This is a genomic window from Kitasatospora azatica KCTC 9699 (assembly GCF_000744785.1).
Lineage (GTDB): Bacteria > Actinomycetota > Actinomycetes > Streptomycetales > Streptomycetaceae > Kitasatospora > Kitasatospora azatica.
On record NZ_JQMO01000002.1, the window covers coordinates 1,817,447 to 1,840,550 of the forward strand.

Annotated in this window: 21 protein-coding genes; 6 read left to right on the forward strand and 15 right to left on the reverse strand. The window is 71.5% G+C overall.

Annotation, left to right across the window (positions count from 1 at the left end):
* Positions 1-5: 5 nt before the first annotated feature.
* Positions 6-1,469, reverse strand: coding sequence for a glyceraldehyde-3-phosphate dehydrogenase (locus BR98_RS08525; RefSeq protein ID WP_035841495.1), 1,464 nt, complete (start codon positions 1,467-1,469; stop codon positions 6-8).
* Between the two features lie 355 nt (positions 1,470-1,824).
* A complete protein-coding gene (locus BR98_RS40175) occupies positions 1,825-2,247 on the reverse strand; it encodes an ATP-binding protein (protein WP_051969452.1) in 423 nt (140 codons plus the stop codon).
* Between the two features lie 460 nt (positions 2,248-2,707).
* On the opposite strand from BR98_RS40175, the gene BR98_RS08535 reads away from it, so the two are divergent.
* A complete protein-coding gene (locus tag BR98_RS08535; RefSeq protein WP_051969453.1) occupies positions 2,708-3,640 on the forward strand; it encodes an alkaline phosphatase family protein in 933 nt (310 codons plus the stop codon).
* Between the two features lie 150 nt (positions 3,641-3,790).
* Here BR98_RS08535 and BR98_RS08540 read toward each other — a convergent pair whose 3' ends face one another.
* The 8 genes from BR98_RS08540 to BR98_RS08575 all read right to left on the reverse strand — a co-directional run bounded on the left by BR98_RS08540 (position 3,791) and on the right by BR98_RS08575 (position 13,600).
* A complete protein-coding gene (locus BR98_RS08540) occupies positions 3,791-6,352 on the reverse strand; it encodes a collagenase (protein WP_035841497.1) in 2,562 nt (853 codons plus the stop codon).
* Between the two features lie 105 nt (positions 6,353-6,457).
* Positions 6,458-7,408, reverse strand: a complete 951-nt coding sequence (locus BR98_RS08545) for a LysR family transcriptional regulator (protein WP_035841498.1) — start codon at positions 7,406-7,408, stop codon at positions 6,458-6,460.
* Between the two features lie 182 nt (positions 7,409-7,590).
* Positions 7,591-9,603, reverse strand: a complete 2,013-nt coding sequence (locus tag BR98_RS08550) for a WD40 repeat domain-containing protein (RefSeq protein WP_035841500.1) — start codon at positions 9,601-9,603, stop codon at positions 7,591-7,593.
* Positions 9,600-10,205: a type VII secretion system-associated protein gene (locus BR98_RS08555; RefSeq protein ID WP_051969454.1), complete on the reverse strand. Its 606-nt coding sequence runs from the start codon at positions 10,203-10,205 to the stop codon at positions 9,600-9,602. The genes BR98_RS08550 and BR98_RS08555 overlap by 4 nt, the downstream gene beginning before the upstream one ends.
* A 43-nt stretch (positions 10,206-10,248) precedes the next feature.
* The gene (locus BR98_RS08560; protein ID WP_157537499.1) at positions 10,249-11,982 is read right to left on the reverse strand and encodes a putative T7SS-secreted protein; all 1,734 of its coding nucleotides are present in this window, start codon (positions 11,980-11,982) and stop codon (positions 10,249-10,251) included.
* Positions 11,979-12,563, reverse strand: coding sequence for a hypothetical protein (locus BR98_RS08565; protein ID WP_051969455.1), 585 nt, complete (start codon positions 12,561-12,563; stop codon positions 11,979-11,981). The genes BR98_RS08560 and BR98_RS08565 overlap by 4 nt, the downstream gene beginning before the upstream one ends.
* Positions 12,560-12,913 (reverse strand): SseB family protein, encoded by a 354-nt coding sequence (locus BR98_RS08570; protein WP_232247288.1) that lies wholly within the window; start codon positions 12,911-12,913, stop codon positions 12,560-12,562. Before BR98_RS08570 ends, BR98_RS08565 begins: the two co-directional genes overlap by 4 nt.
* 480 nt (positions 12,914-13,393) lie before the next feature.
* Entirely contained in the window at positions 13,394-13,600 is a 207-nt protein-coding gene (locus tag BR98_RS08575) for a hypothetical protein (protein ID WP_035841504.1), read from the reverse strand.
* A 49-nt stretch (positions 13,601-13,649) separates the two neighbouring features.
* On the opposite strand from BR98_RS08575, the gene BR98_RS08580 reads away from it, so the two are divergent.
* A complete protein-coding gene (locus tag BR98_RS08580) occupies positions 13,650-14,711 on the forward strand; it encodes a DUF3048 domain-containing protein (protein WP_051969457.1) in 1,062 nt (353 codons plus the stop codon).
* Between the two features lie 105 nt (positions 14,712-14,816).
* Positions 14,817-15,248 (forward strand): hypothetical protein, encoded by a 432-nt coding sequence (locus BR98_RS08585; protein ID WP_051969458.1) that lies wholly within the window; start codon positions 14,817-14,819, stop codon positions 15,246-15,248.
* 365 nt (positions 15,249-15,613) lie between these two features.
* Here the strand turns inward: BR98_RS08585 and BR98_RS36135 are convergent, their stop codons facing one another.
* The 3 genes from BR98_RS36135 to BR98_RS08600 all read right to left on the reverse strand — a co-directional run bounded on the left by BR98_RS36135 (position 15,614) and on the right by BR98_RS08600 (position 18,551).
* The gene (locus tag BR98_RS36135) at positions 15,614-16,318 is read right to left on the reverse strand and encodes a hypothetical protein (protein WP_051969459.1); all 705 of its coding nucleotides are present in this window, start codon (positions 16,316-16,318) and stop codon (positions 15,614-15,616) included.
* 74 nt (positions 16,319-16,392) lie between these two features.
* Positions 16,393-17,403, reverse strand: coding sequence for a clavaminate synthase family protein (locus tag BR98_RS08595; RefSeq protein ID WP_035841506.1), 1,011 nt, complete (start codon positions 17,401-17,403; stop codon positions 16,393-16,395).
* A 41-nt stretch (positions 17,404-17,444) separates the two neighbouring features.
* Positions 17,445-18,551 carry a hypothetical protein gene (locus BR98_RS08600; RefSeq protein WP_232247289.1) on the reverse strand — a complete coding sequence of 369 codons (1,107 nt, stop codon included), beginning with the start codon at positions 18,549-18,551 and terminating at the stop codon, positions 17,445-17,447.
* Positions 18,552-18,906: 355 nt separating this feature from the next.
* On the opposite strand from BR98_RS08600, the gene BR98_RS08605 reads away from it, so the two are divergent.
* The gene (locus BR98_RS08605; protein WP_035841510.1) at positions 18,907-19,476 is read left to right on the forward strand and encodes a cysteine dioxygenase family protein; all 570 of its coding nucleotides are present in this window, start codon (positions 18,907-18,909) and stop codon (positions 19,474-19,476) included.
* Complete coding sequence (locus tag BR98_RS08610) at positions 19,473-20,894, forward strand: FAD/NAD(P)-binding protein (RefSeq protein ID WP_051969460.1); 1,422 nt, start codon at positions 19,473-19,475, stop codon at positions 20,892-20,894. Before BR98_RS08605 ends, BR98_RS08610 begins: the two co-directional genes overlap by 4 nt.
* An 81-nt stretch (positions 20,895-20,975) precedes the next feature.
* On the opposite strand, the gene BR98_RS08615 is transcribed toward BR98_RS08610, so the two are convergent.
* Both BR98_RS08615 and BR98_RS08620 read right to left on the reverse strand, forming a co-directional pair.
* Positions 20,976-22,145 (reverse strand): hypothetical protein, encoded by a 1,170-nt coding sequence (locus BR98_RS08615; protein WP_051969461.1) that lies wholly within the window; start codon positions 22,143-22,145, stop codon positions 20,976-20,978.
* 101 nt (positions 22,146-22,246) lie between these two features.
* Complete coding sequence (locus tag BR98_RS08620) at positions 22,247-22,468, reverse strand: hypothetical protein (RefSeq protein ID WP_157537501.1); 222 nt, start codon at positions 22,466-22,468, stop codon at positions 22,247-22,249.
* 277 nt (positions 22,469-22,745) lie between these two features.
* Between BR98_RS08620 and BR98_RS08625 the strand changes: the two genes are divergently transcribed.
* Positions 22,746-23,102 carry an SAV_915 family protein gene (locus BR98_RS08625; protein WP_035843659.1) on the forward strand — a complete coding sequence of 119 codons (357 nt, stop codon included), beginning with the start codon at positions 22,746-22,748 and terminating at the stop codon, positions 23,100-23,102.
* Positions 23,103-23,104 lie beyond the last annotated feature (2 nt).

The window sequence follows — 23,104 nt, forward strand, 5'->3', positions numbered from 1 at the left end:
TCAGCTCACTGCGCGAGATCCCCCGCGACCGCCGGGGCCGGGTAGGTCGGGTACTCGACCCCGGAGACGTGCTGGACGACCCGGACGACCTGGCAGGAGTAGCCGAACTCGTTGTCGTACCACAGGTAGAGGATCGCGTTGTCGCCCTCGACCTTGGTGGCGCCGGCGTCCACGATCGAAGCGTGGCGCGAGCCGATGAAGTCGCTGGAGACCGCGTCGGGAGCGCTGATGAAGTCGATCTGACGCCTGAGCGGCGAGGTCAGCGACACGTCGCGCAGGTAGTCGAGGACCTCCTCGCGGGTGGTCTCACGCGCGAGCTGCAGGTTGAGGATCGCGATCGAGACGTCCGGCACCGGCACCCGGATCGAACTGCCGGTGATCTTCGCGTTGAGGTCGGGCAGCGCCTTGGCGACGGCGGAGGCGGCACCGGTCTCGGTGATCACCATGTTGAGCGCCGCCGAACGGCCGCGGCGGTCCGAGCTGTGGTAGTTGTCCAGCAGGTTCTGGTCGTTGGTGAACGAGTGGACGGTCTCCACGTGGCCGCGCAGCACGCCGTACTCGTCCGCCATCGCCTTCAGCGGCGGGACGATCGCGTTGGTGGTGCAGGAGGCGCAGGACAGGATCTGCTCGTCCGGCTTGATCGTGTCGTGGTTGACGCCGTGCACGATGTTGGGGACGTCGCCCTTGCCCGGCGCGGTCAGCACCACCTTGGCGATACCGGGGCGCAGGTGCTTCGACAGGCCCTCGCGGTCGCGCCAGCGGCCGGTGTTGTCGACCAGGATCGCGTCGTTGATGCCGTACGCCGTGTAGTCCACGGTGGTCGGGTCGTTCGAGTAGATCACCGCGATCTCGGTGCCGTTGGCGATGATCTTGTTGTTCGCCTCGTCGACCGTGATGGTGCCCTGGAACTGGCCGTGGATGGAGTCCCGGCGCAGCAGCGAGGCCCGGCGGACGATGTCGTCGTCGTCGCTCTTGCGGACCACGATGGCGCGCAGCCGCAGACCGTTGCCCGAACCGGCCTTCTCGATCAGCAGGCGGGCCAGCAGGCGACCGATCCGACCGAACCCGTAGAGCACCACATCGCGCGGCTCGCGGCGGTCCAGCTTGTTGGCCCCCGTGGCGCCGGCGACCGCCTCCGCGGTGAACTCCGCCACCGACAGACCCCGGCTGTCGGTGGCGTAGGTCGCGGCGAGCATGCCGATGTCGATCTGGGAGGGACCGAGATCGAGCGCGGTGAGCGCCTGCAGGAACGGCAGGGTCTCGGTGACCGAGAGCTCCTCACCGGCGATCTGGCGGGCGAACCGGTGCGTCTTGAGGATGCTGACCACCGACTTGTTCACCAGGGAGCGGCTGTGCAGCAGGACGGTGACGTCCCTCTCCCGGTGCAGTCGGCCGATGATCGGGATCATCGACTCCGCGATCTCCTCGCGGGTCTTCCAGTTCGTGAACACGTCCTCATTGACAGTCACAGGTCCATCTTTCGAGCTAGGCGGTACCCACCATGCTAGCTTTCGGACTTTTAAACCTCTGAAGCGGTCCCTGTTTGGGCACAGCGGAGCGCCGCCCGCCGACGGCGCGGAGTGAGCCGCCGACGGACGGTGCGGAGAACTGCGGCCGTCAGCTCGGCGGGAACTCCCCGACTGGTGGACGACTCCTGCCTCCCACCGTCGGGGGCACGGCCTCGTGAAACCATCCCGAATCGGTGCAATTCAGACACTCATCCTTCGCGCCGGCCCTCAACGCCACCGCTCTGGGCCGAATTCACCGGCACACGCCAAAACGCGGCCCGGCTCGCCCGCCTGGCCGCGTTTCCTCCGCCACCGCTCAGGCGGCGAGTCGCAGCTCGGCCACCACCCGGGTACCGCTGCGGGTCCGGCTGACCTCGCAGACCGAGGCGTACGCCGCCACCAACTGCAGGCCGCGCCCGTTGCACGCCGTGTCCTCGGCGCAGCGTCTGCGGGCCCGAGCCCGCCAGTGCCCGCGGTCCCGGACCTCGACGGTCAGCACCAGGCCGGTGACGGACAGCAGCAGCGCCACCTCGGGACTGCCGCTGTGCCGGACGGCATTGGCGACCAGTTCCGTGACGATCAGCGCCAGCGCCTCGTCCACCTCACCGGGCACTCCCCACTCCTGTGCCACGGCCCGCGCGAACTGCCGCAGCTCCGGCACGGACGAGGGCTCGGTGCTGGTGCGGAGAGAGGCCGTGCGGCAGGTGATGGCGGTTGCGGTGGCAGTTGGGGTGGACATCTGAGGCTCCTGGCTTCCACAGGGGAAATCCCCTTGCTGCAACAGTCGCCGAGCCGACCACCCCGAACAATGCGGGCCGCCACTATTGGGTACCCCTAACCCGACCCGCGTAGCGGGACGCAGACACCCCACACCCCAGGCACTGCACGGCTCAGGCACTGCCGCCACAGGAAAGGCCATGGGCGCACCACGCAAACCTGATCGAAGTCCGGGGCCTTCCTTGATCGTGGGGTCGTCGCCGTCTCCGCACCGTCCCCGATGGCAACCGCTTACCCGCTGCGGGCTCGACCGGTGAAGCCGGGGGAACGTCCCGCCGTCCGCGAGCCGAACATCAGCGGGGGATTGTGTCGGTCCCGCTCTCATCGGCGCGGTTTCGCGGGCATCCTCACGCTAGCCTCTGCGTCCACCCTGCGGCCGCTCAGCAGCAGGAATCCGCTCTCCACCACCGAGGAGCACACCCGTGAACCGATTCCTGAACCGATGCCGCGTGTTCGGCTCGCTGCCGGTCGCGACGCTCCTCGCCGGCTGCGCGGCCGGAGCGGCCGCCCCCGTAACTGCGGCCTCCGGGCTGCCGAAGCCGGACCACGTGGTCATCGTGATGATGGAGAACCAGAGCCACGACACCATCATCGGCAACACCGCGCAGGCGCCGTACATCAACTCCCTTGCCCAGCAGGGTGCTTCGTTCAGCGACTCGCACGGCGTCCGGCACCCCAGCCTGCCCAACTACTACGCCCTGATGTCCGGCTCCACCCAGGGTCTGACCAACAGCACACCACCCCCGCCGGGGTCGGTGCACGCGGACAACCTGCCCAACGAGTTGATCCAGCACGGATACAGCTTCCGCGACTACTCCGACGAGGCCACCCCCGCCGCCTGGCTGCGCTTCGCGGACCTGCCGGGGACGGCGACCAGCCCGAACCCGGTGGACAAGTGGCTGAGCTGCCCGTCCCCGACCGTCGGTCAGGGCTGCGGCTTCCCGACCACCGACGCGGGCTACGCGGCGCTGCCGACCGTCACCTTCGTGCACGGCAACCAGTCCGAGTCGATGCACGACAACAACATCCTCGAGGGCGACACCTGGGTGAGGAACACCCTGGGCGGCTACGCGAGCTGGGCCCGGACCCACAACAGCCTGCTCGTCGTCACCTTCGACGAGGACGACTTCGAGACCGTCAACCACATCCCCACCGTCTTCTACGGCGCCGACGTCCACCCCGGCAGCTACGGCGAGACCGTCAACCACTACAACGTCCTGCGGACGGTCGAGGACATGTACGGCCTGCCCCACCTCGCCAACGACGCCACCGCCGCCCCGATCACCGACACCTGGGCCCACACCACCTACGGCGGCGCCGACGGCCCCGGCCGGGTCACCGGCTACAACGCGTGATGCCTGGACGACGCCGGCGGCCCCCCAGCCCCGGCCCCGGCCCACCGGGCGGAAACGACTGCCGGGCAGTCACGGGGCGGCGGAAAGCCGCCCTGGCCGTGACTGCCCGGGGTGAGCCGAACTCAGAGGTCAGTGCTCAGGTTCCAAAGCTCAGAACTGGGTGCTGACCGTGACACCGCTGAAGTCGGTGTTGGCGTAGAGGCTGAGGTACCGGTAGCCGGCCGTGGGGTTGGTGACGGTGATGCTCTGGGTGGTGCCGGGGTTGGTGGAGGAGGCGGTGAAGGCGCTCGGCGAGGCCCAGCCGTCCGCGTTGTAGTACAGGTACGCGGTGCCGGTGCCGCCGGCGGTGGAGACCTTCAGCGTGGTGGTGCCGGCCGGCAGGTAGACGTACAGGTAGTCCGTGTTGCCGGCGGTCTCGGCGCGGTTGGGCCGGGAGCAGTTCTGGCCCATCGCGTCGGTGCGCACGTCGGTGCAGGTCGGCAGGGTGACGGGGCCGCTGCCGACGGTCACGGTGACCGAGGACGGGGTGCTGGCGGTCTTGCCGCTGCTGTCGGTCACCGTCAGGTCGACGGTGTAGGTGCCGGCGGCCGCGTAACTGTGGCTCGGGTTCTGCTGGTTGGACGAGGTGCCGTCGCCGAAGGTCCAGTTCCACGAGGTGATCTGGGCCGAACTGGCGGTCTCCACCGACTTGTCGGTCAGGGTTACCGTGGCGCCGTTCACCGACTGGTCGAACAGGGCCGTCGGGCCGGCCGCGTAACAGGCGCCGGCGGCGCAGCTGTTGAGCCAGTTGTCGAAGTCGGCGTCGTAGCCGGTGCCGATCGAGTTGTAGACCGCGTAGCCGCCCTGGTAGTCACCGGTGCGGAAGTGGCCGAGCATGGTGGCGATGTCGGCCGGGTGCTTCTCGAACATGTACCGGACCGAGAGGTAGCCCCACGGGTAGGTGCGGACCGAGTCCGAGTTGTCGTACGTGTTCTGGAAGATGGTGCTGAGCTTGTAGGTGTGCTTGGCCGCCTCGGTCATCGCCTGGGTGTCGGTGGTGCCGCGGTAGGCGTAGGACTCGTACTCGGCGACCCCTTCGATCCACCAGATGTCCGGGACGGAGATCTCGGTGCCGAAGTTGCCCTTCATGTCGTAGATGCCGTCGAGGTAGTGCGTGTACTCGTGGTTGAGGTTCCACACGTTCGCCGGGAAGCCGTCCTTCCACGACTTCTGGTACATCACCGACACGGCCTGGTTGTTGGGGTCGGTCGGGTCCATGACGGTCTGGCCGCCGTTGTTGGTCGAGTTGCCGAAGATCGCCCAGGAGTAGTTGACGTAGTCGGCCTGGTTGGCGAAGACCCCAAGGATGATGGTCTTGTCGTACTGCCCGGGGACCGGCCCGCTGTCCTTGACCAGGTTGTGGAAGAAGGTGTCCTCACCGCGCAGGCTGGCGCAGACCGCCGCCAGGTCGGCCGCCGACAGGGCCTCGGTCTCGAAGGTGCGGTTGTCGCAGACCAGTTGGTTCGGCAGCACCGCCGCGGTCAGCTTCGCCGCCAGGTTGCAGGTGTTGTAGTAGGAGCACTGGGTGCCGTCGTACTGGTTCGCCTGGTAGGCGGTGTGCACGTACAGCGGGCCGGTGGGGCCGGTCATCTGCGCGGAGTCGAGCACCGTCTTCACCAGCGGCCTGGCCACGGCCTCGATGGTGGCGTTGTCGCCGGCCATCCGGGCCAGGTCGTTGCCCGCGTTGTAGTCGAGGTAGGCGTTCGTCCCGCCGAGCAGGTCCTTGTGGTTGATCGCGAAGCTGCTCAGGGTGTTGACGATGCTCGGGTCCGCCGTGACCGCGCTGACGAAGTCCGCGTTCCAGTTGGCCCGCCACAGCGGCGCGGACAGGACGGCGTTGACCGCCTTCACCATCTTCGGGAACGCGTTGTAGGAGTTGCCGTAGCCGTTCAGCACCTGCTTGTAGACGTTCAGGTACTTGCCCTGCAGGTTGGCGCTGTCGGTCAGCACCAGCACGTCGTAGAGCACGGTGCCGTTGTCGTCGGTGACGTCGGTCCAGTGCTTGCCGGCGAAGAAGGCGTCCAGACCGGCCTTGGTGGCGTTGTAGAGCGAGGCGTCGTAGTTCCCGACCGCGCCCGAGTTGTAGGACTGGACGTAGAAGCCGGCCCGCAGGAAGAGCACCAGCTGCCAGATGCCGGTCGAGTTGTTGCCGGCGTAGCTGCCCGCCAGGTTCTGGAAGGCGTGGGCGACGGTCAGCATCTGCTGCTGCTTGAAGATGTTGCCCGCGTCGGTGCCGGTGACGTTGAACAGCGTGTTGACGCAGTCGACGGTCGAGTTCTGGACGAAGGAGACCAGGTCGGAGCCGCTCCGGCTGCCGAAGTCGGCCGGGGTGCAGCTCTGTGCGGCGGCCGGGCCGGCCGCGGCGGGCCTGGCCGGAGCCGCCTTCTGCGCGGCCGAACGGGGTGTGGTCTGCACGGCCGTCCCGGCCGGCTGGCCCATCACGGCCTGGCCGAGCAGGGCCGGCGGCAGCGGGGCGGCGGCGGGGGCGAGGTCCTCGGAGCCGGCGGCGACCACCGGGCCGAGCGGCTGCGGGAGGACGGCGGAGGCCACGGTCGCCGGCTTGGCGGTGACCGGGCCGGACGCGGCGAACGCGGGGGCCGGCAGCACGGTGGCGGCGGTGGCGCAGCCGGCGACGACGGCGATGAGGGTGGGGATCGGTATACGCAGACGCACGCTAAGTCCTTCTCCTGTGGGGGGAGCTCACTGAGCATCAGGCGAGGCGAGGGGGGATTCGGCGTGAATCCTGGCATCGAATGTTCGTCAGAACAATGTCACAGGTCATATGGCATTCATACTCAGGTCATAACACCACGGGCGCGGCGAACCGGCGACCAGCTCCCGGTACGCCGCGGTCGCGGCGCCGAACAGCGTCTCCACCACCTCGGGATCCACCCCGGCGGTCCGCCAGAGCAGCAGCTGCCGGACCCGGATCGGCGTGCCGGCCAGCGGCTTGACGACCACGTCGCCCGGCGGCCGGGTGGTCGGCTGGACGATCGAGATCCCGAGCCCGGCAGCGACCATGTCCTGCAGCTCCATCCGGCCACCGTGGAACTCCTGCACCGTCGCCGCCCTGAAACCGGCCTCGGCGCAGGCCCGGTGGAAGACCCCGGGCCAGCCGGCACCGTCCTCGGGCGCGAGCAGCCAGGTCTCCTCGGCCAGCTCCGCCAGCGCGATCTCGGCGCGGTGGCAGAGCTGATGGCCGGCCGGCAGTGCCACCAAGGCCGGCTCGGTGACGATGCCGCGGTGCGCCACGGCCGGCGAGTGCCGCAGCTCCGCACCCGGGTAGTCCACCGCGATGGCGACGTCCGCCTGCTCCAGCTCCAGCAGCTCGACGATGTCCGAGCAACGGTGGCCGGCGCTCACGCCGAACAGCAGATCGGGCCGCTGGTGTCGCGCCCTGCCGAGCAGCCCGGGCAGCAGCAGGGGGCCGACCGCCGCCAGGCGCACCTCCTGCCGGGCCTGCCCGGGTTCTTCCCCCGGCAGCCGGCCGAGACCGTCGATCCGGGCCAGCACCTCACGTGCGGCCGCCAGCACCTCGACGCCGAAGCTGGTCGGCGCCACGCCCGCGGCCGTGCGCTCGAACAGCGGCGCACCCAGGATGCCCTCGATCCGGCGCAGTTGAGTACTGGTCGCCGGCTGCGAGGCTCCGCGCACCACGGCGGCCCGCCCCACGCTCCCGCTGTCGGCGATGGTGCACAGCACCCGCAGGTGCCGAAGTTCCAACTCCATGGGCCCCCCTCCCTGGCCCGGCGGCCCCGCCCAGCCTGCTGGTGGCGCCTGGCGGGCGCCGAGCGAACTGTGCAATGGCACACGTAACATTTCAAGTGTGCTGCTCACCTTCGCCCCGGGCCCATGCGGCGTCAAGACCTCGCCGGCGGCCTCCTCCCCCGGAACGGGCCGCCGGCTGCCGCTCAGTCGGTCAGCCGCAGGCCGAGGATGCCGTCCTCCGTCGCCAGGAAGATCCGGCCGAGCCGGTCCACCGCGGCGAACCGCACCGGCGAGCCCAGCAGGAGGTCGGCGACCGGGTGTTCCTGAGTGAGGCGGCGCAGCCGGACGAAGCCGTCGGCCCAGGCGGCGACCAGCAGCGGGCCGTGCGGGGTGTCGGCCATGGCGATGGCGCTGACCGGGGTGGCCCGGGCGTCCGCCGGGGTGGCCAGGGGCTGGCGGCCTCGGGCCCAGATCCGGACCTGGCCGTCCAGCCCACCACTGGCGAGCAGCAGGTCCTCGTTCGCCGCCACCGAGGCGATGGCGAGCGCGCTGACCGGGCCCTGGTGGAGCGGCTCCGGCGAGGGCAGGTCGGAGCCGTCGGTGCGGAACCAGTGGAGGTATCCGGCGGTGTCACCCGACGCCAGGCCCGGAGTGCTCTCACCGTAGGGCGGAGCGAGCACGGTGAGGGTGGCGCCGAAGGTCTTGGCGATCCACGTGGCGACCTGTGCGGGGTGGCGGTAGGAACCGACGGACGGCGGCGGTACCAGCCGGAAGGCTCCGGCGGGGCCGAGCAGGACCAGGTCGCCACCCCTGGTGCAGGTCACACAGTCCGGCGCCGCAGCCCCGGACACCTCGGGCAGGAAGCGCGGGAGGTCCACCTCCCGGCCGTCCGCCCGGTCCAGTTCGCGCAGCCGGCCGTCCGGTTCGAGGACCAGCAGGCGGTCCTCGTAAGGCCCCTGACCGAGCGTCATGCCGAGCAGCGGCGACCAGCGCGCCCAGACCAGCTGCCAGGGCGTGTCGGCCTGGGGCGCCGGCTGCTCGGCGAGCAGGTGGAGGCGGAGCACGTTCGCCCGGGAGCCGGGATCGGGGACGGCCGTGATCGCCGGCCCTGCCAAGTCCCAGGCCCGGCCGGTCAGGGTCGCGAGCACCTCGGCGGGGGCCTCGTCGAGCACCCGGCCGATCGTCGCGGGGGTGGCGCGCAGCAGCAGCCGGGAGTTGGTCAGCAGGTCACTGGAGGAACCGGCGCTCAGGGTGAACTCGGCCAGCAGCTGGACGAGTTCGGGGTCGGCCGTGGCGAAGTCGAGGGCGCCGTCGGGAGCCTGGGGCAACTGACGGGTGAGGGCCGCGGCCAGCTCGGCGGGGCCGGGCACCGGGCCGGAGGCGGCGACCAGCGCGCCGAGGCGCTCGGGGCACAGCCGCCAACCGGACTCGCCCGGCTGGGCCGGCAGCAGCGCGGCGGCGCGCCGCACGGTGTCCTCGTCGCCTGCCCCGGGCAGGGCGGCCCACTGGCGTTGCGTCAGGGGCCGGTCGGCGGCGGCCAGGGCGTGGACGGCCGGGCGCAGCTCCTCGGGTACGGCCTCCCACCAGGCCTGGCAGACGTCGGCGCCCGGGGCGGCGCCGGTGGTCCGGGCCGCGAGCAGGGCCAGGCCGGGGCTCGGGTAGACCTCCTCGGGTCGTGCGCCGAGCGTGGCGCACCAGGCCGCGAACCGCTGCGGGTCGGTCCACTGCGGGTCGTCCAGGTCGAGCACGGCCGGCTCGGGGACGCCGGGCACCGCCACGCCCTCCACCAGCAGGCGCAGGCGCGGCAGTGTCAGCAGCCGCCCGAGCAGGTCGTTGGCGATCCCCGCCACGTCCGCGGCGCGCTGCAGGTCGGTGACGGCGATCACCGGCGGCTCGGGCAGCCGGGCGAGTTCGGCCAGCAGGGCGGCGGGTGTCCGGGTGGCCCGGGCGAAGGCGCGGCCGAGCTGCCAGGTGGCGCCGCGCAGGCTCAGCCCGGCGGCGTCCAGCACCACGTGCACCCGCCGGTTCGGACGGGGAGCGGTGGGCGGGCAGGCGGTGGCGAGCCAGCGCAGCAGGTGGCTCCGGCCGCTGCCCGAGACGCCGGTGACCAGGCACAGGCGCGGGGCGTGCGGGTCGTCCAGCCAGCCCAGCAGGGCCGATCCGGCCGGCCGCCGGCCGGCAGTCAGGGGCGGGAGCCGCAGCTCGCCGACCGTCACGGCGCGACCTCGGCAACGTCCGCCAGCGGAATGGTGACGCAGACGCTGCTGCCCGGGTTGAGCCGGACACCGCCCGTCGGCAGCGCCGCCGCCAGCTGACGGCCCGTCACCTGGCGCCAGCCGGGCCAGGTCGGGGGGACCAGCTCGGCGGAGGTGCAGGCGTCGACCACGCCGTTCTCGACGTAGAGACTGTCGTCCTCGGGCCGGGCGAGCAGCAGCAGCGGGGCCTGCGCCAGCTCGGCGAGCAGCTGCTCCGAGTCGCCGTAGCCGGTGGCCGCCCGTTGCAGCGCGGCCTCCGCCGGACTGTGCGGCGCGGGCAGGCCGAGCGACTGGGGGGAGGGCCGGTACTGCGGGTTGTGCCAGAACCCGGCGATGACCCCGTGCTCGTCCACCTGCCAGCCGCCGATGATCCCGAACGGCGGCACCTGCTCGTCCGGCCCGAACGCCGGATCGGTCGCGTACAGCCAGCTGTTGGGGCGGCTCCTGGCCGCGGCGCGCATCTCCTCGGTGAGCGGCGGCTCGGGCCGCTGCTCCGGCTGCGGCGGCTCCTGCTGCGGGGCCTGCTGCTGGGCCTGCGGCTGCTGCTCGGGCTGCGCGCTCATGATCGGGGCTTCCTCTCCTCCACCTGCCAGATGATCTTACGGTTCACGGGACGGGCGGTGGCGCGGCTCCCCCGGCACCCGCACTCGGCTTGTAGTACGGGTTGGGCTCGAACGGGCCGAACTTCTTCCTGGCGTCGTCCCACGGCTGCCAGCCCTTGATGTTCTCCAGTTTGACGCCGCCGGGCATCGCGATCTCCGACTCGGCCGCGAAGGTGTTGTCGGGGATCGTGGCGTTGACGTCGATGCCGCCGGGCGCGTCGATCTCGTACCGGTAGGGCTTGTTGCGCGTGTAGGCGGGGTCGCGACTGGTGCCGACGAACGCGGAGTCCTCGTTGTGGCTGACGTAGCGGGGCAGGTCGGTGTTCCCGACGTCCTTGGGCTGGAAGCCCTGGTCGGCGATGATCTCGTCGGGTGTCCGGCCGTCCCAGCGGTAGAGCGGCTCGTTGCTGGTGCGCCAGAGCGGGTTGCCCTTGATCGAGCCGACGTCCACGTTGGGGTTGGCGGCGACCTTGAGCGGGTCGGCCGGGTCGGTGGTGACGTGGGACAGGTCCGGCTCGAGGTCCTCGATGCCCTTGGCGATGTTGTCGAGCGAGGTCTGGGCGCTCTCCATGGCCGCGGTGTCGAGGACCGGCGCACCGCCGGCGGCCGGGACGGAGAGCGGGGCGCCGAAGTCGGCGGGGAACTTGCCGGCGTCCTCGGCGGCGCTGGTCCCGGCCTTCTCCGCACCGCTCTCGGCGGCGGTCGTGGCCACGTCCTTGGCTCCGGCCTCGGCGAGGTCGGCCGACACCCCCTCGGCGGCGCCCGCGCCGTCCGTGGCGGCGGTGAGCACCAGGTTGGGGATCAGCTTGCCGAAGGCCTGTGAGGGGTCCGAACCCCAGCCGTCGCCGATCAGGCCCTTGAGCAGCTTGGTCGGGTGCTGGCCGGCGTTCACCAGGCCGGCCAGCGTGGTCGACACGCCGTCGACGTACTGCGCCGGGTGGGTGATGTTGTACGGATCCTCCGGGTTGAGCGAGCGGGCGAACTTCAGCATGTCGCCCACGCCCTTGACCACCCCGCCGGCCAGGTGGACGACCTCGTTCGGCGCCTCCTCGACCAGGTCGTGCAGGTCGTCCTTCATCTGCTGCCAGAAGCCCGGCTTCTTGGGCGCGAGCTCGGTGGCGTGGTCGAGCACCCGCGCGACCTTCTCGGCCGCCGCGTCGCGCTGGCGGCGGGCCTCGGCGAGCTGGTCGTGGGCGGCCTTGCGGTCCGCGTCGCCCGGGTCCTGGAACGGGCCCGGGTCGGTCGGCTTGCGGTCCGGGAACTGCCCGGCGGCGACGGCCTTGTTGTAGCTGTCGATGCCCTGGTTGTAGTCCTTGACCGACTGGTCGTGCTGCGACTTGGCGGTCTTGCTGGTGTTCTCGGCGCGCTGGTAGGTGTCGTGCGCCTGCTGGGCCTGGTCCTGGGCCCAGGCCACGATGTGCGCGAAGTCCTCCAGCGCGATCGCGGCGTCGCCGCACGCGATCGAGGCGTCCGCCCACTTCTTCGGGTGCTCCAGGTACTTGGCCCGGAACGCCTCGCCGGCCTTGCCCTGCCAGTGCTCGGTGTCCAGCGCGGCGAGGCCGGAGTAGGTCTCCTCGAAGGCGATCTGGAACTTGCGCAGGTGGACGGCGTTCTTGTGCAGCTGGTCGGGGTCGCCGTGCAGCAGCTGCTTCGGGTCGTCGGTCTTGCCGAGGTCCATCTCGGGGAGGAAGTAGGCGAAGCCGACCCCCGGCGGCATGCCCGCCTTCACGTCACTCACAGCAGCCCGGCCAGCAGGTCGAGGCCGCCGCGTGCCTTCTCGGTCTTCACGAAGTCCTTGCCCTCGGCCGTCCAGGTCTTCTTGATGTTCTCGTTGGCCTTGGCGAAGTCCTGGGCGTTGTCCGGGTGCATGATGTCGTCGTTGATCGGGTTGTCCGCCCAGGTCTTGCTCCAGGACTGGGCCTCGACCTGCTCGTCGGTCAGGTGCGGGTTGCCCATGCCGGCGTTGACGGCGTCCTTCAACACGCCCTCCACGTACTGCTCCTGCTGGTAGTAGAGGCCGGCGCTCAGGCCCAGGCGCACCGCGATCTGGTTGCCGTCCTGGACCAGCGTGCGCACGCCCCAGCCCCAACGGTCCAGGAAGTGCGAGAATGCGGCGTGCGCCTTGTCGTGCCCGAACTGCCAGGTGTCCATGGACATGTGGCCGAAGCCGCGGCCCTCCACCGCCTCGCCGTCGAAGCCGAGCGTCTTCAACTCGGCGATGGCGTCGTTGATGCCCTTGGCCGCGCTCTCCAGCGCGTTCGGGTGGACGGTGTAGCCCGCACCCGAAGCGCCGCCGCTGCTCTGCGCGTTGCTGCTCATCGCGTCACCACCGAGGGGAACGACATCGGCGCCGGCGAGCCCACGTTCACGGCCACCCCGCCCGGCCCGTCGAGCGCCGGCACCGCCACGTCCAACAGCAGGTCGCCCTCGATCCGGGCGAAGTCCCACTCACGGTCCCCGTCGCCGCGCGCCACGGCGAAGCGGGCCAGCGCCGCCTCGTCGGTGAACGCGTAGATCCACTGGATCGAGCCCAACTCCGCCACCAGCGGCTCACCGTCGACCAGCGGGCAGAGTACGGTCGCACTCCGCAACAGGTCGACCAGCTCCGCACTGTCTCCTCGGCCGGCGTACACCGCCTCGATCCCCCGTGCGAGACCCAGTGCTCCCACCGTCACCCCCTGGACCATTGAACCCTTCTGACGCAGGCGTCGATTTAAGCATCAGTGGCGGTCGGGCGTTGCGCCGGGGGCCGCGAACCGGCAGGCACCGTGCGCACACCGACCCCACCGACCCGGGTGCGGCGTGCTGCGGCATCGGTTCACGCGGCCCTAAAGGCCCACGTCTGGTACGAGCAGCCCGAGGGCGACTGGCCCGCCGAACGCACCGGCCGCGCCGACCTCAGCGGCCTCAGCGGCCTCAGCGGCCTCGGTGGCCTCGGTGGCCTCGGTGGCCTCGACCTGCCCGAGGGCACCACCGCCTACCTGTGCGGTCCGCTGCCCTTCCTGCGCGCGTCCGTGCCTGCATCCCCGCCCAGGTCCCCGCCCGCGTCCCGGCCCAGGTCCCCGCCTGCGTCCCGGCCCGCGTCCCGGCCCGCGTCATCGCTGGCCTTCGACCAGGCCGGACGCCCACCGAGACGGTCGCCCCCCGCGTCAGCCCCGGCCCAGCGGTTCGCCGCAGCCGCTGCAGTGCGCGGGGGCCGCTCCGTCCGGCATTCGCCCGCAGGCCGGGCACAGCCGGTCGAGCCAGCAGGCCGACTCGCCGCCCTCGTCCAGCGGCAGCAGCTCGTCCCGCAGCGGCAGCAGCTCGTCCCGCTCCGATGCCCCGCTCTGCGCATTGGCCATGGTGAATCCGCCCATCAGTACGACAATCGATCGTATCAACCGGTAGAGGCGAAAGGGGCTTTCGGTGAACACCTGCAGCCCGGCCGGCGCACCGGCAGCCCGGTACGCGGGCCTGCGCACCCACGTGAAGATCGGACTGCCGCTCGCGGCGGCCGGAGCCGGAATCGGGCTCGTCGCCGTCCAGGGATGCGGTCACTCCGCACCCAAGCCACCCGCGCAGTCGGCGCCACCACCGGCCCCGACCCAGCCCGCGCCATCAACCACGCCACCGACCACGCCGCCGGCCTCACCACCGCCCGCGCAGGTCCCCAACCCGCTCGACAACACCGGCATGGCGGGCAACACCCTCGCCGTGAAGATCGACAACGTCGGCGCGCACACCCAGGCGATCCACCAGGGACTCGCGCAGGCCGACATCGTGTACTGGATCCAGGTCGAGGGCGGCCTGTCCCGCTTCCTTGCCGTCTACGACGCCAACCACCTGCCCGCCATGATCGGCCCCGTGCGCTCCGCCCGGCAGACCGACATCCCGCTCCTCCAGCAGTACGGGCACCTCGACCTCGCCTACAGCGGAGCCATCAGCGGTCTCCTCCCGCTCCTCGCCCAGGCCGACCTGCAGAACGTCACCCCGTTCACCGACCCCGGCGCCTTCACCCACCGCGCCATGGACCCCACCTTCGTCGACCCGCACCAGATCCTCGCCAAGTTCCCGTCCGTACCCGCCCGCTCCCCCGGCTTCGTGTTCGGCGCCGCACCGGGCGGCGGCAGCCCGCTCGGCAGCATGACCTGGCACCTGCCCGCCGCGTCCATCGGCGTCCACTTCAACGGCAGCAGCTACGACGTCGCCGTGGACGGCCACCCGGCCTGGTCCGGCACCGCGACCGTCGTGGTCCAGCACGTCAGCATCGTCCCCGGCCTGTTCACCGACCACAACGCCGGTCACCCCGACAACGAGGTGTTCACCCAGACCACCGGCTCCGGCCCGGCCGAGGTACTGCGCGACGGCAGCGTCTGGAGCACTCACTGGAACAGGCCCGACCCCGCCGCCGGCACCTCGTTCACCCTGCCCGACGGCAGCGCCATGACCTTCGCCACCGGACCCGTCCTGCTGGTGCTGGTGCCCTGAGCACCGTCCCCACACCGTTTGAACGACCGGACCGCCGCAGCCGTATCCGTAGGTATGGCCGCCCCAAGAGCACAAACGTGGCGCCACCGTCCCCAGGTAGCGTCGATGAGCACGGCAGCCCTCGCCCTGTGGCTGCTACGACTGCTCACGGCCGCAGCGCTGACGGTCGACGCCTACGTCCACGCCGACCTCGCGCCGAGCTTCGACTACATCCGCAACGACATCAGCCAGGGCACGCTCTTCCGGATCGAGGCCGGCGCCGCCGCCCTGGGCGCCGCCCTCCTACTCCTGGCCGGCCGCCGCGTGGCCGTCTGGGCCTTCGCCTTCGCCGTGGCAGCCGCAGGCGTGGGCGCCGTCCTCCTCTACCGCTACGTCGACGTCGGCCCCCTCGGCCCCCTGCCCAACATGTACGAGCCGGTCTGGTACCCCGAGAAGACCGCCTCCGCCCTCGCCGAAGCCGCCGGCACAGCCACCGCCCTCGCCGGCCTCCTCCTCACCTATCACCAACGCCGCCGCCGCACCGACCCGGCGGAGTAGTTGGGCCACAGGCCGCTTGTCGTTACGAGGATCAGGCCGGGCCAGGTCAGACCGTACTGTTCGGGCTCTTCTTCGCCGGCCCGTACATCGCCGGGAACTTCGCCTTGCTCCGGACCTCGTGCACGTCGAGCACCGAATCAAGGGGTCCTTCCACCTGCCTGTCCTGGTCGCGTTGCAGGGCTCCTGGCGCGACCCTGATCTGGAGGCGAAGACCGCGCACCTCATCGCCACCTGGCGCGCCGCCACCAACTCGGCCCACGCCGAGCAGCAGGCGAGCCCCCGTTGGATCGTCTCCTACTGGCGTGAGAGGTCGGCCGAGCCGACTTCACACGTCTCATCACTTCCTTCAAAGGGCAATCTCAGGCCTACGGCAGCAGCAACTCGGCCGCCGCCCGCAGTTGCCGGACCAGCAGCTGTGGCGAGAGTCGAGGGAGCGGGGCCTCCTCCGGCAGCGTCACGCCGGGCTCGGCGAAGACCTCCACCGGGGTTGGCTGGTGCGGTCCCTCCAGCACCAGGCTCACCGTCCCGGCGCCCTGGCGGGGCACGACGCGGTGGTAGAGCGTGCGGGACATGAGATAACGGCTGCCACGAGTGAGGTCCGCCTCGAAGACGCAGTCCAGCGTGCGAGGCCCGAGGGGGACCAGCGCGTACGAGGAGCGGTCGGCGGAGGGCTGGTACCGGTAGCCGAGGAAGGGGGCGCCGGACGCGCGCGGCTGGAACTCCTGGTGGCGATAGCCCCCGGCCAGGATCGCGGCGGTGAAGTCCCAGCGGTGGTTGTGGATGTTCTCCTGCGGCGCGTCCCCCACGGCCTCGCCGCCCTCCCAGGTGTGCAACCGAAGCCGGAACTGCTCCCCGACGAGCAGCACGATCTTCGCGAAGCCGTTCGGATGCCAGACCGAACGCCCCAACACGGCCGCGAACCGCGCCTCGTCGACCGCGATCCCCTCCAACAACCCTGCGAACGTCCGCGGCTGCAGCACCTCCGACAGTGCGTCGGCCAGCCCGTGGGCGCTCCCCGCGGCGTACTCCCGTACGTATCCGGCGATGTCGCGTTCCAGTTCGGTGATCACCGTGCCCCCTCCCGGTCAGCACACTCAGAGATCGTCGAGGATCCCGGGGTAGCCGTGGTGCGGAAACCCACGGGTCAGCGGGCGAGTACGTGGCCGTCGTGCGGGCGGTGGTCGCGGGAGCGGCGCAGGTCGGTGGTGACGTAGGTGCGTTGCAGCCAGCGGTCCGCTCCGTCGTAGCGGGGCTGAAAAGCGGTGCGGCCGTGGACGGTGACGCGGTTGTCGATGACGACCAGGTCGCCGGGAGACAGCCGCAGGGTGCGGGCGGTCGCCTCGCAGGCGCGGCCGAATTCGGCCAGCGCCGCGGTGGCGCGAGGGGTGAGCGGGGTGGTGACGAGTTGGGCCATCCGGATGTCGGGGTCCTCGGCTGCTCCCGACAGCACCGGCCGGGGCTCGGCGGCGGGCTCACCGGTGGCAGCGCCGGTGCCGAAGGAGGGTGGTGGTGTGGTGATGAACTCCGGTGCGAACAAGGCCTGGCGGGCGGCCGGGGTGAGGAGCGGCAGGGCTTCGCGGATGCCGGCGACCCGCATGCCGGCGAGCTGGTCGTGGTCGGCGCGCAGGCACAGGAAGACCACGTAGTCGGGTGGGTGGGGGTGGAAGCCGTTCTCGGTGTGGAAGGACAGCGGCACCGATCCGGCGTTGCCGTGGAAGGTCTCCTGCCCGGGCACGGGGACGACGTCCTGCACCAGGGCACCGGACTTCTCGGCCTGGTAGGCGAGCGGATCGCCGAGCCCGCAGGCCACCATGGTGAGCACCGCGGCCGGGACGGCGGCCTCGCGCTGGACCGAGCCGAGGACGGCCGGTGTGGCGGGCAGGGCTGCCTGATCGACGGGCAGGCCGCCGATCACCAGTGTGCCGTGCGGGCCGGAGTGCCTTCGGAACCGGCGCACCGCGCGGCGCAGCGGTAGCGGAAGGTCGTCCCAGGCGTCCCGGGCCCGGGCGACCCACTCGGGGCTGTCGACCTGGTCGTGCGGGTTGCCGCACAGGGTGCGGGCGAGCCGCTCGCACGCGTCGGCATCGGCCGGATCGAGTTCCCAGTCGGGGGCGACAGTGTGTTCGGCGACAGTGTGTTCAGTGGTGCCGGGCATCAGCTCTCCTGCGACGGGTGTGGGCGGCGGACACGCGGGACTCACGGGTGGCGCAGGCCGGCCACGGCGTCGGCGATGTAGTGGTCCCCGAATCGGATCAGGGCGGCGTACTGGGCCGCGCGGCGATGGCGCATGAGCCGTAGTTCGGCGACGGCGTTGTCGGGGCCTTCCGGCTTCTTAGCGATGGAACGGCGCAGATGCACCATCGAGTACGCGAGGGTGACGTGCCGTTCGCCGTCCACGATGTCGGCTTCCAGCAGAGCGCCGCGTGCCTCGGCCAACTCCGGGGCGCGGGCCGCCAGGTGCTCGTAGGAGTCGGGGACCACCGACAACAGGTCCTTCATCGCCGCCCGGAACAGCTTGTATCCGCGATGCTGGCGCCCGCTCAACGGGACGTCCACCGACGGGGGCGCCATGGTGTGGCGGACCGCCGCCATGTAGTAGTCGGCCGGGATCGTACTGGCGTGGGTCATGGCCGCCGGGAAACCGCGCACGTACACCGTCGCGTCTGCCAGCCGTCGCAGCGCGGCAGCGTCCTCGCCGTGCCGCAGATGGCGGGTGGCGTCGGCCACGGCGACCGCGGCGCAGATGTTGAACAGGACGTGGACCTGGTGGCCGATGAGCCACCGAGCAGTCCACTCGCTCTCCAACGAAGGCTCGGCGGCGGGCTCAGGGAGAGCCGGCGACCGGACAGGTCCAGGCTCTGCGTCCGCCGCCACGCCGTTGAGGTCGAGCGCCACGCCGGTCACGTCGAGCCCCGCGCCGGTGAGGTCGAGCGCCACGCCGGTGAGGTCGAGCACCGACTGCCGCATCCCGGCCACCTCCACCGCCAGATCGGCACCCGACAGCGGAGCATCACACAGGTCTGCCAGACCGCGGTGGATGACCAGGACACCGTGCAGGGCAGCCTGCTGGTCCGACAGTTCCACCTCACGGACCCGGAAGAACGACTGACTGGTCGACTCCGCCGGCACCGCCTCACCGACCACCGCCGGAGCCAGCGCCGACAGCGCGGCCACCAACTCACCGGCAACCGCAGTGGCCTGCCGCAGTGCGACGGTCCGATCGACCGGTCTGGCGTGGGTCGCCACCCCGGCCAGGACGTTTGCGGTCCGCCTCGCCTCGGCGTCGACCCGCAGGCCCAACACCGGAGCGGGCCGCCCACCTCGGGGCGCACGGAAGACAGCAACAGCAGGATGACCGGCAACCGGCGACAAGCCCATGGTTGAAGTACTTCGCCAGGAACACGCCAACCGAAACCTTGATCTGCAAGACCATTCCGGTGTGGCGCAAGAGAGTTGACTGCTCATCAGCTATTTCCTGGGACACCCAACTTCTGCTTATGGAACGCGACGTGCCGGACCCACGACTCCGGGTGACCGGTGCCCGCACCGCCGGTCACCGCGCCACGCGCCACCCCGCGACCGACTCATAAGCCCTGCTTGGCAAAGGACTGCGAATCCTCCTTGGACGGGACAGCGCGGTCGGCTCGATGGTGGCAGCATGACGTCTCCCACTGCGTCCGGCGCAGTCGTCGCCCGGACCACGCCACGGATCGACGACCTCGTCGCCGAGATCCGTGAGGTCATCCAGCGCGGGTTACCACCGGAGTTGACGGCCCATCTGGTCGGCGAGCTGCTCGCTCCGGTGCTCGACACCGCGGACCTGCTGACCGCCGACCAGCGCGAGGGCGATCCCGACGGCTACCGGCAGCACGTGCTGCACGCCGAGCGGGACGGCAGCTTCTCGATCGTCGCCCTGGTCTGGCTGCCGGGCCAACAGACCCAGATCCACGACCACGTCTCCTGGTGCGTCACTGGTGTGTACGAGGGGCAGGAGCGCGAGCGCCGCTACCGGCTGATGACCGACGGGCGGACCTCCCGGCTGGTCCCGACCGAGGACGTGGTGAACCCCACCGGCGCGATCGCCGCCTTCGCACCGCCCGGCGACATCCACCGGGTGCGCAACTCCTGTCCGACCAAGGCGATCTCGATCCACGTCTACGGCGCGGACATCGCCCGGCTGGGCACCAGCATCCGCCGAATCTACCGCGCACCCGAGGGCGAGCAGTGAACCACAGCAGGACCGCTCACGACATCGCCGTGGTGGGCGCGGGAGCCGCCGGCACCCTGACAGCGCTGCGGCTGCTCCACAACGCGGCCGCCGGCCGGCCCGCGCCTGCCCGGATCTGGCTCATCGACCCCGAACCCGCCGGCCGGGGGCTGGCGTTCGGCACCGACGCGCCGCACCACCTGCTGAACGTCCCGGCCGGCCGGATGAGCGCCCACCGGGACGATCCCGGTCACTTCGTGCGCTGGCTCGGCGACCGCGGCGGCGAGCACGACTTCGTGCCCCGCGGCCTCTTCGGCCGGTACCTCGCCGAGAGCCTGGAAACGGCCGGCAAGCACCACGCCGCCCCCGACCTGGTCCGGGTGCCCGACCGCGTCGTCGGCATCACCCACCAGCCTTCTGCCGCGTCATCGGCCGCCTCGCCGCTGAGCCTGCGGCTGCGCGGCGGGCAGTCGCTCGACTTCGACGCCGCGGTGCTGGCCCTGGGCAACTTCGCGCCCGGCCTGGCCTGGGTACCACCGGAGCTGCGCGCCTCGGGGATGTTCCTGGCCGACCCCTGGGCACCCGGCGCACTGGCGACGGTCCCCGAGGACCGCGATGTGCTGCTCGTGGGCACCGGACTGACCATGGTGGACATGGCGCTCAGTCTGCAGCGCCCCGGACGCGTGGTGCACGCGCTGTCGCGGCACGGCCTGGTCCCCCAGCCGCACGCCACCACCCCGATCCTCGCCCCGGCCACCCCGGAGCTCGACGCCCGCTCAGGGCTGGCCGGGCTGCGCCGGGCGGTGCTGCGCCAGATCGCCTACTGCCGCCGCGTCCACGGCGACTGGCGGATGGGGGTCGACAGCCTTCGTCCCGTCACCAGCGCCCTGTGGCAGCAGCTTTCACCCGCCGACCAGGCGCGGCTGCTGGCCCAGGACCTGCGGCTCTGGGAGACCCACCGCCACCGGATCCCGCCGGTCAGTGCCAGGGCCCTGCGCACCGCAGTGGACGCGGGCCAGGTCAGCATCGGCCGGGGCACCGTGGCCGACACCAAGACCACCGCGGACGCCCACGGCGATGTGGTCGAGGTCCGGTTGGACAACGGTCGCCGGCTGCGGGTGGGCGCGGTACTGAACTGCACCGGCTCCGAGGCAGACCTCACCAGGATCGACGACACCCTGGTCACCGACCTGCTCAGCACCGGCCTCGGCACTCCGGCCCCCGTCGGCGGCGGCTTCGACACCACCGCCGGCGGCCGACTGCGCCCCGCCGACGACCGGGCACCGGCACCGCTGTGGACGCTGGGCTCGCTGCGCCGAGGCAACCTGCTGGAGACCACCGCCATCCCGGAAATCCGCTGCCAGGCCGACGACCTCGCCCTACTGCTGCTCGACCGCAGCGCGCTGGCAACGCGGGGCGAGGCGGCACCGGCCCACTGATCCACAGGTACCGGCCCGGCCGGCCTAGTCCAGGGCACGGCATGACTGCGGAGTGCTCCCGGCGTCAGAGTGCGCCCGCCGTCAGCGGTCGAGGGGCCGGTCGTCGGCTGCCAGAAGGGCGCGGAAAGCGGCGCGGTCCGTCGGGAGTCCGGCTCTGCGCAGCCAGGTGATCTTGTTGCCGATGTTGCCCCAGCAGTCGTCCTTGGCCGCGATGGCGCTGAGGAGTCGGCGTTGAGCGTCGGTGAGCGCCGCCTCACCGGCGTTGCCGCCGTTGCCCTCGGGGAAAGCGCGCAGCATGAGCGGTCCCCAGTCACGTTCGACGGTGTAGTCGTTGGCCATGGGTATCAGGGCCAGGGCGGCGTCGAGGACTTCCTCCAGGGCGGTGGTACGGGCCAGCAGGGCTTGGAGGAGGGTGAAACGGAACCAGCCGGCCAGCTGCGGGAGCGGTTCGGCGTCGAACCAGTGGTCGGCGGCCTGCGGGTCCGACAGTGCCTCCAGAAGGATCGCGGTGGGGCGCGGGTCCTCGGCGGGGAGCGGGGCGAGGGCGGCACAGGCGCGGATCGCCGGATCCGGGTCGGTGAGCAGATCGCCGGTGTCCTGTGCCCAGGCGACGAGGGTCAGAACGGCCGCAGCACGCTCCCGCCGGTCCCCGCTCGCGGCGAGGATGGTGCGAAGCCGCCGGGCGGCGTCGGGTATCCGGTCGCGGAGTTCGGGAGCCTTGAGGAGGTGGCCGACGGCACCGACGGCAGCCTCGCGAACGACGGGGTCGGGATCGGCCAGGTAGGGAGCCACGGCCTGGTGGATCGCGGGGCGGGCGGCGCGACAGGCCGCGAGGTCGGCCGGGTCGGGGTACTCGGGATCCTGCTCGCGGTCGTCGTGGTGGCCGACCGACTCGGCGATCTCTCCCAGCCACTCCAGCAGCGCGGCACGCAGTGGGCGGACCCGGTCGTCCCACGGGTACTCGCTCTCGTGCGCGGCCGAGGCGCGCGGATGGTCCAGGATCCCGGCCACGAACAGCGCGACCGGCGCGGTACCGCTGTAGAGCGAGCCCTGGTGGAGGACGGACATCTGCAGCTGGCCCAGGGTATGGGCCTGGACCTCGGGGTCCTCGTCCAGCAGCCCGACCAGCAGGGCCGGTGTGTCCTCGGCCGACCCGTACGCGTGGCTCAGTTCAGCCCACGGTGTGTCGAGCAGGACGGTGTTCGGTTGCGGGCCCGATTCGATGCCGGCTGCCCCACCAGGAGTGTTCATGGGCGGCAGTGTGGCGGACGGGACTGACAGGCGATCGTTCCTCGTGGATGGAGGGCTGTGCTCCTCGTGATGGGGCGGACAGGGGCCGTGTTGACGGGAGGTCAGTCCAGGAACTCCATGGCGATCCGACAGCGGGCCGCCGAATCCCGGCAGCGTTCCGGCGAGGGGTCGATGGGGGCGCCGCTGCCCTCGGGCTGGGGCAGCGAGGGCAGCCGGAGGAGGTCGCGCGGCCGGGTCACGGTCCGGGTGGGGGCGGCCGGTCGGCGCGGGCTGCCGGAGGGGGAGCTGTCGAACCCGACGAGTTCGTAGCTGACTATGGTCATGATCACGCACTTCTTCCCGTTCTCAGGGCCGCTGACAAGCCCGTTCCTGACCAGTGGAAACCCGATCCGCACCGCCCGCACCGGGCCTTGATGCGCCGGCTACGCGATCCGGGCCCGCTCTGACGAACCCTTGACACACGCCGCCCCACGCACGGCCGCCGTCAATGCCGTGTCAGGAGATCGGCCGCCGGGATCAAGGGGACGTCAGGGCCCGGCAACCCGTCGCCGGATGCGGGGATAGCGTCAGTCGGACGTCATGACCTTCCTGGAGGAACCCATGTACCAGCACCACAGCTCGGAAGACCCGGAGCCTTCCGAACCCGTCCCGGCCGGACAGTTGCTCGTCCCCGTCCGGCCGGGCCCACTGGGTCACACGGCCCGCTTCTTCCGCACCCCGCTCGGTGACCGCACAGCGGTCGGCTTCACCACCGAACAGCGGCTCACCGCCGCCCTCGGCCCCGCCCACCCCTGGATCGCCCTCGCCGAGCCCGCCCTGCGCGCCCTCGCCGAACCGCTGGGCGTCACCACGCTCACCGTCGATCCGCAACTCGTCGCCCCGGCGCCCCGTCCGCTGCTCGCGGCTCTGGATCAAACTCCAATCAGGACGACAGGGGTTGTGCCTGCGACCCCTTGACC

Bases quoted from the DNA above. Each gene is read 5' to 3' on its own strand.
- BR98_RS40175 (WP_051969452.1), bottom strand. From the start codon at position 2,247: ATGTCCACCCCAACTGCCACCGCAACCGCCATCACCTGCCGCACGGCC.
- BR98_RS08545 (WP_035841498.1), bottom strand. From the start codon at position 7,408: ATGGAGTTGGAACTTCGGCACCTGCGGGTGCTGTGCACCATCGCCGAC.
- BR98_RS08555 (WP_051969454.1), bottom strand. From the start codon at position 10,205: ATGAGCGCGCAGCCCGAGCAGCAGCCGCAGGCCCAGCAGCAGGCCCCG.
- BR98_RS08565 (WP_051969455.1), bottom strand. From the start codon at position 12,563: ATGAGCAGCAACGCGCAGAGCAGCGGCGGCGCTTCGGGTGCGGGCTAC.
- BR98_RS08575 (WP_035841504.1), bottom strand. From the start codon at position 13,600: ATGGGCGGATTCACCATGGCCAATGCGCAGAGCGGGGCATCGGAGCGG.
- BR98_RS08585 (WP_051969458.1), top strand. From the start codon at position 14,817: ATGAGCACGGCAGCCCTCGCCCTGTGGCTGCTACGACTGCTCACGGCC.
- BR98_RS08595 (WP_035841506.1), bottom strand. From the start codon at position 17,403: ATGCCCGGCACCACTGAACACACTGTCGCCGAACACACTGTCGCCCCC.
- BR98_RS08605 (WP_035841510.1), top strand. From the start codon at position 18,907: ATGACGTCTCCCACTGCGTCCGGCGCAGTCGTCGCCCGGACCACGCCA.
- BR98_RS08615 (WP_051969461.1), bottom strand. From the start codon at position 22,145: ATGAACACTCCTGGTGGGGCAGCCGGCATCGAATCGGGCCCGCAACCG.
- BR98_RS08620 (WP_157537501.1), bottom strand. From the start codon at position 22,468: ATGACCATAGTCAGCTACGAACTCGTCGGGTTCGACAGCTCCCCCTCC.
- BR98_RS08625 (WP_035843659.1), top strand. From the start codon at position 22,746: ATGTACCAGCACCACAGCTCGGAAGACCCGGAGCCTTCCGAACCCGTC.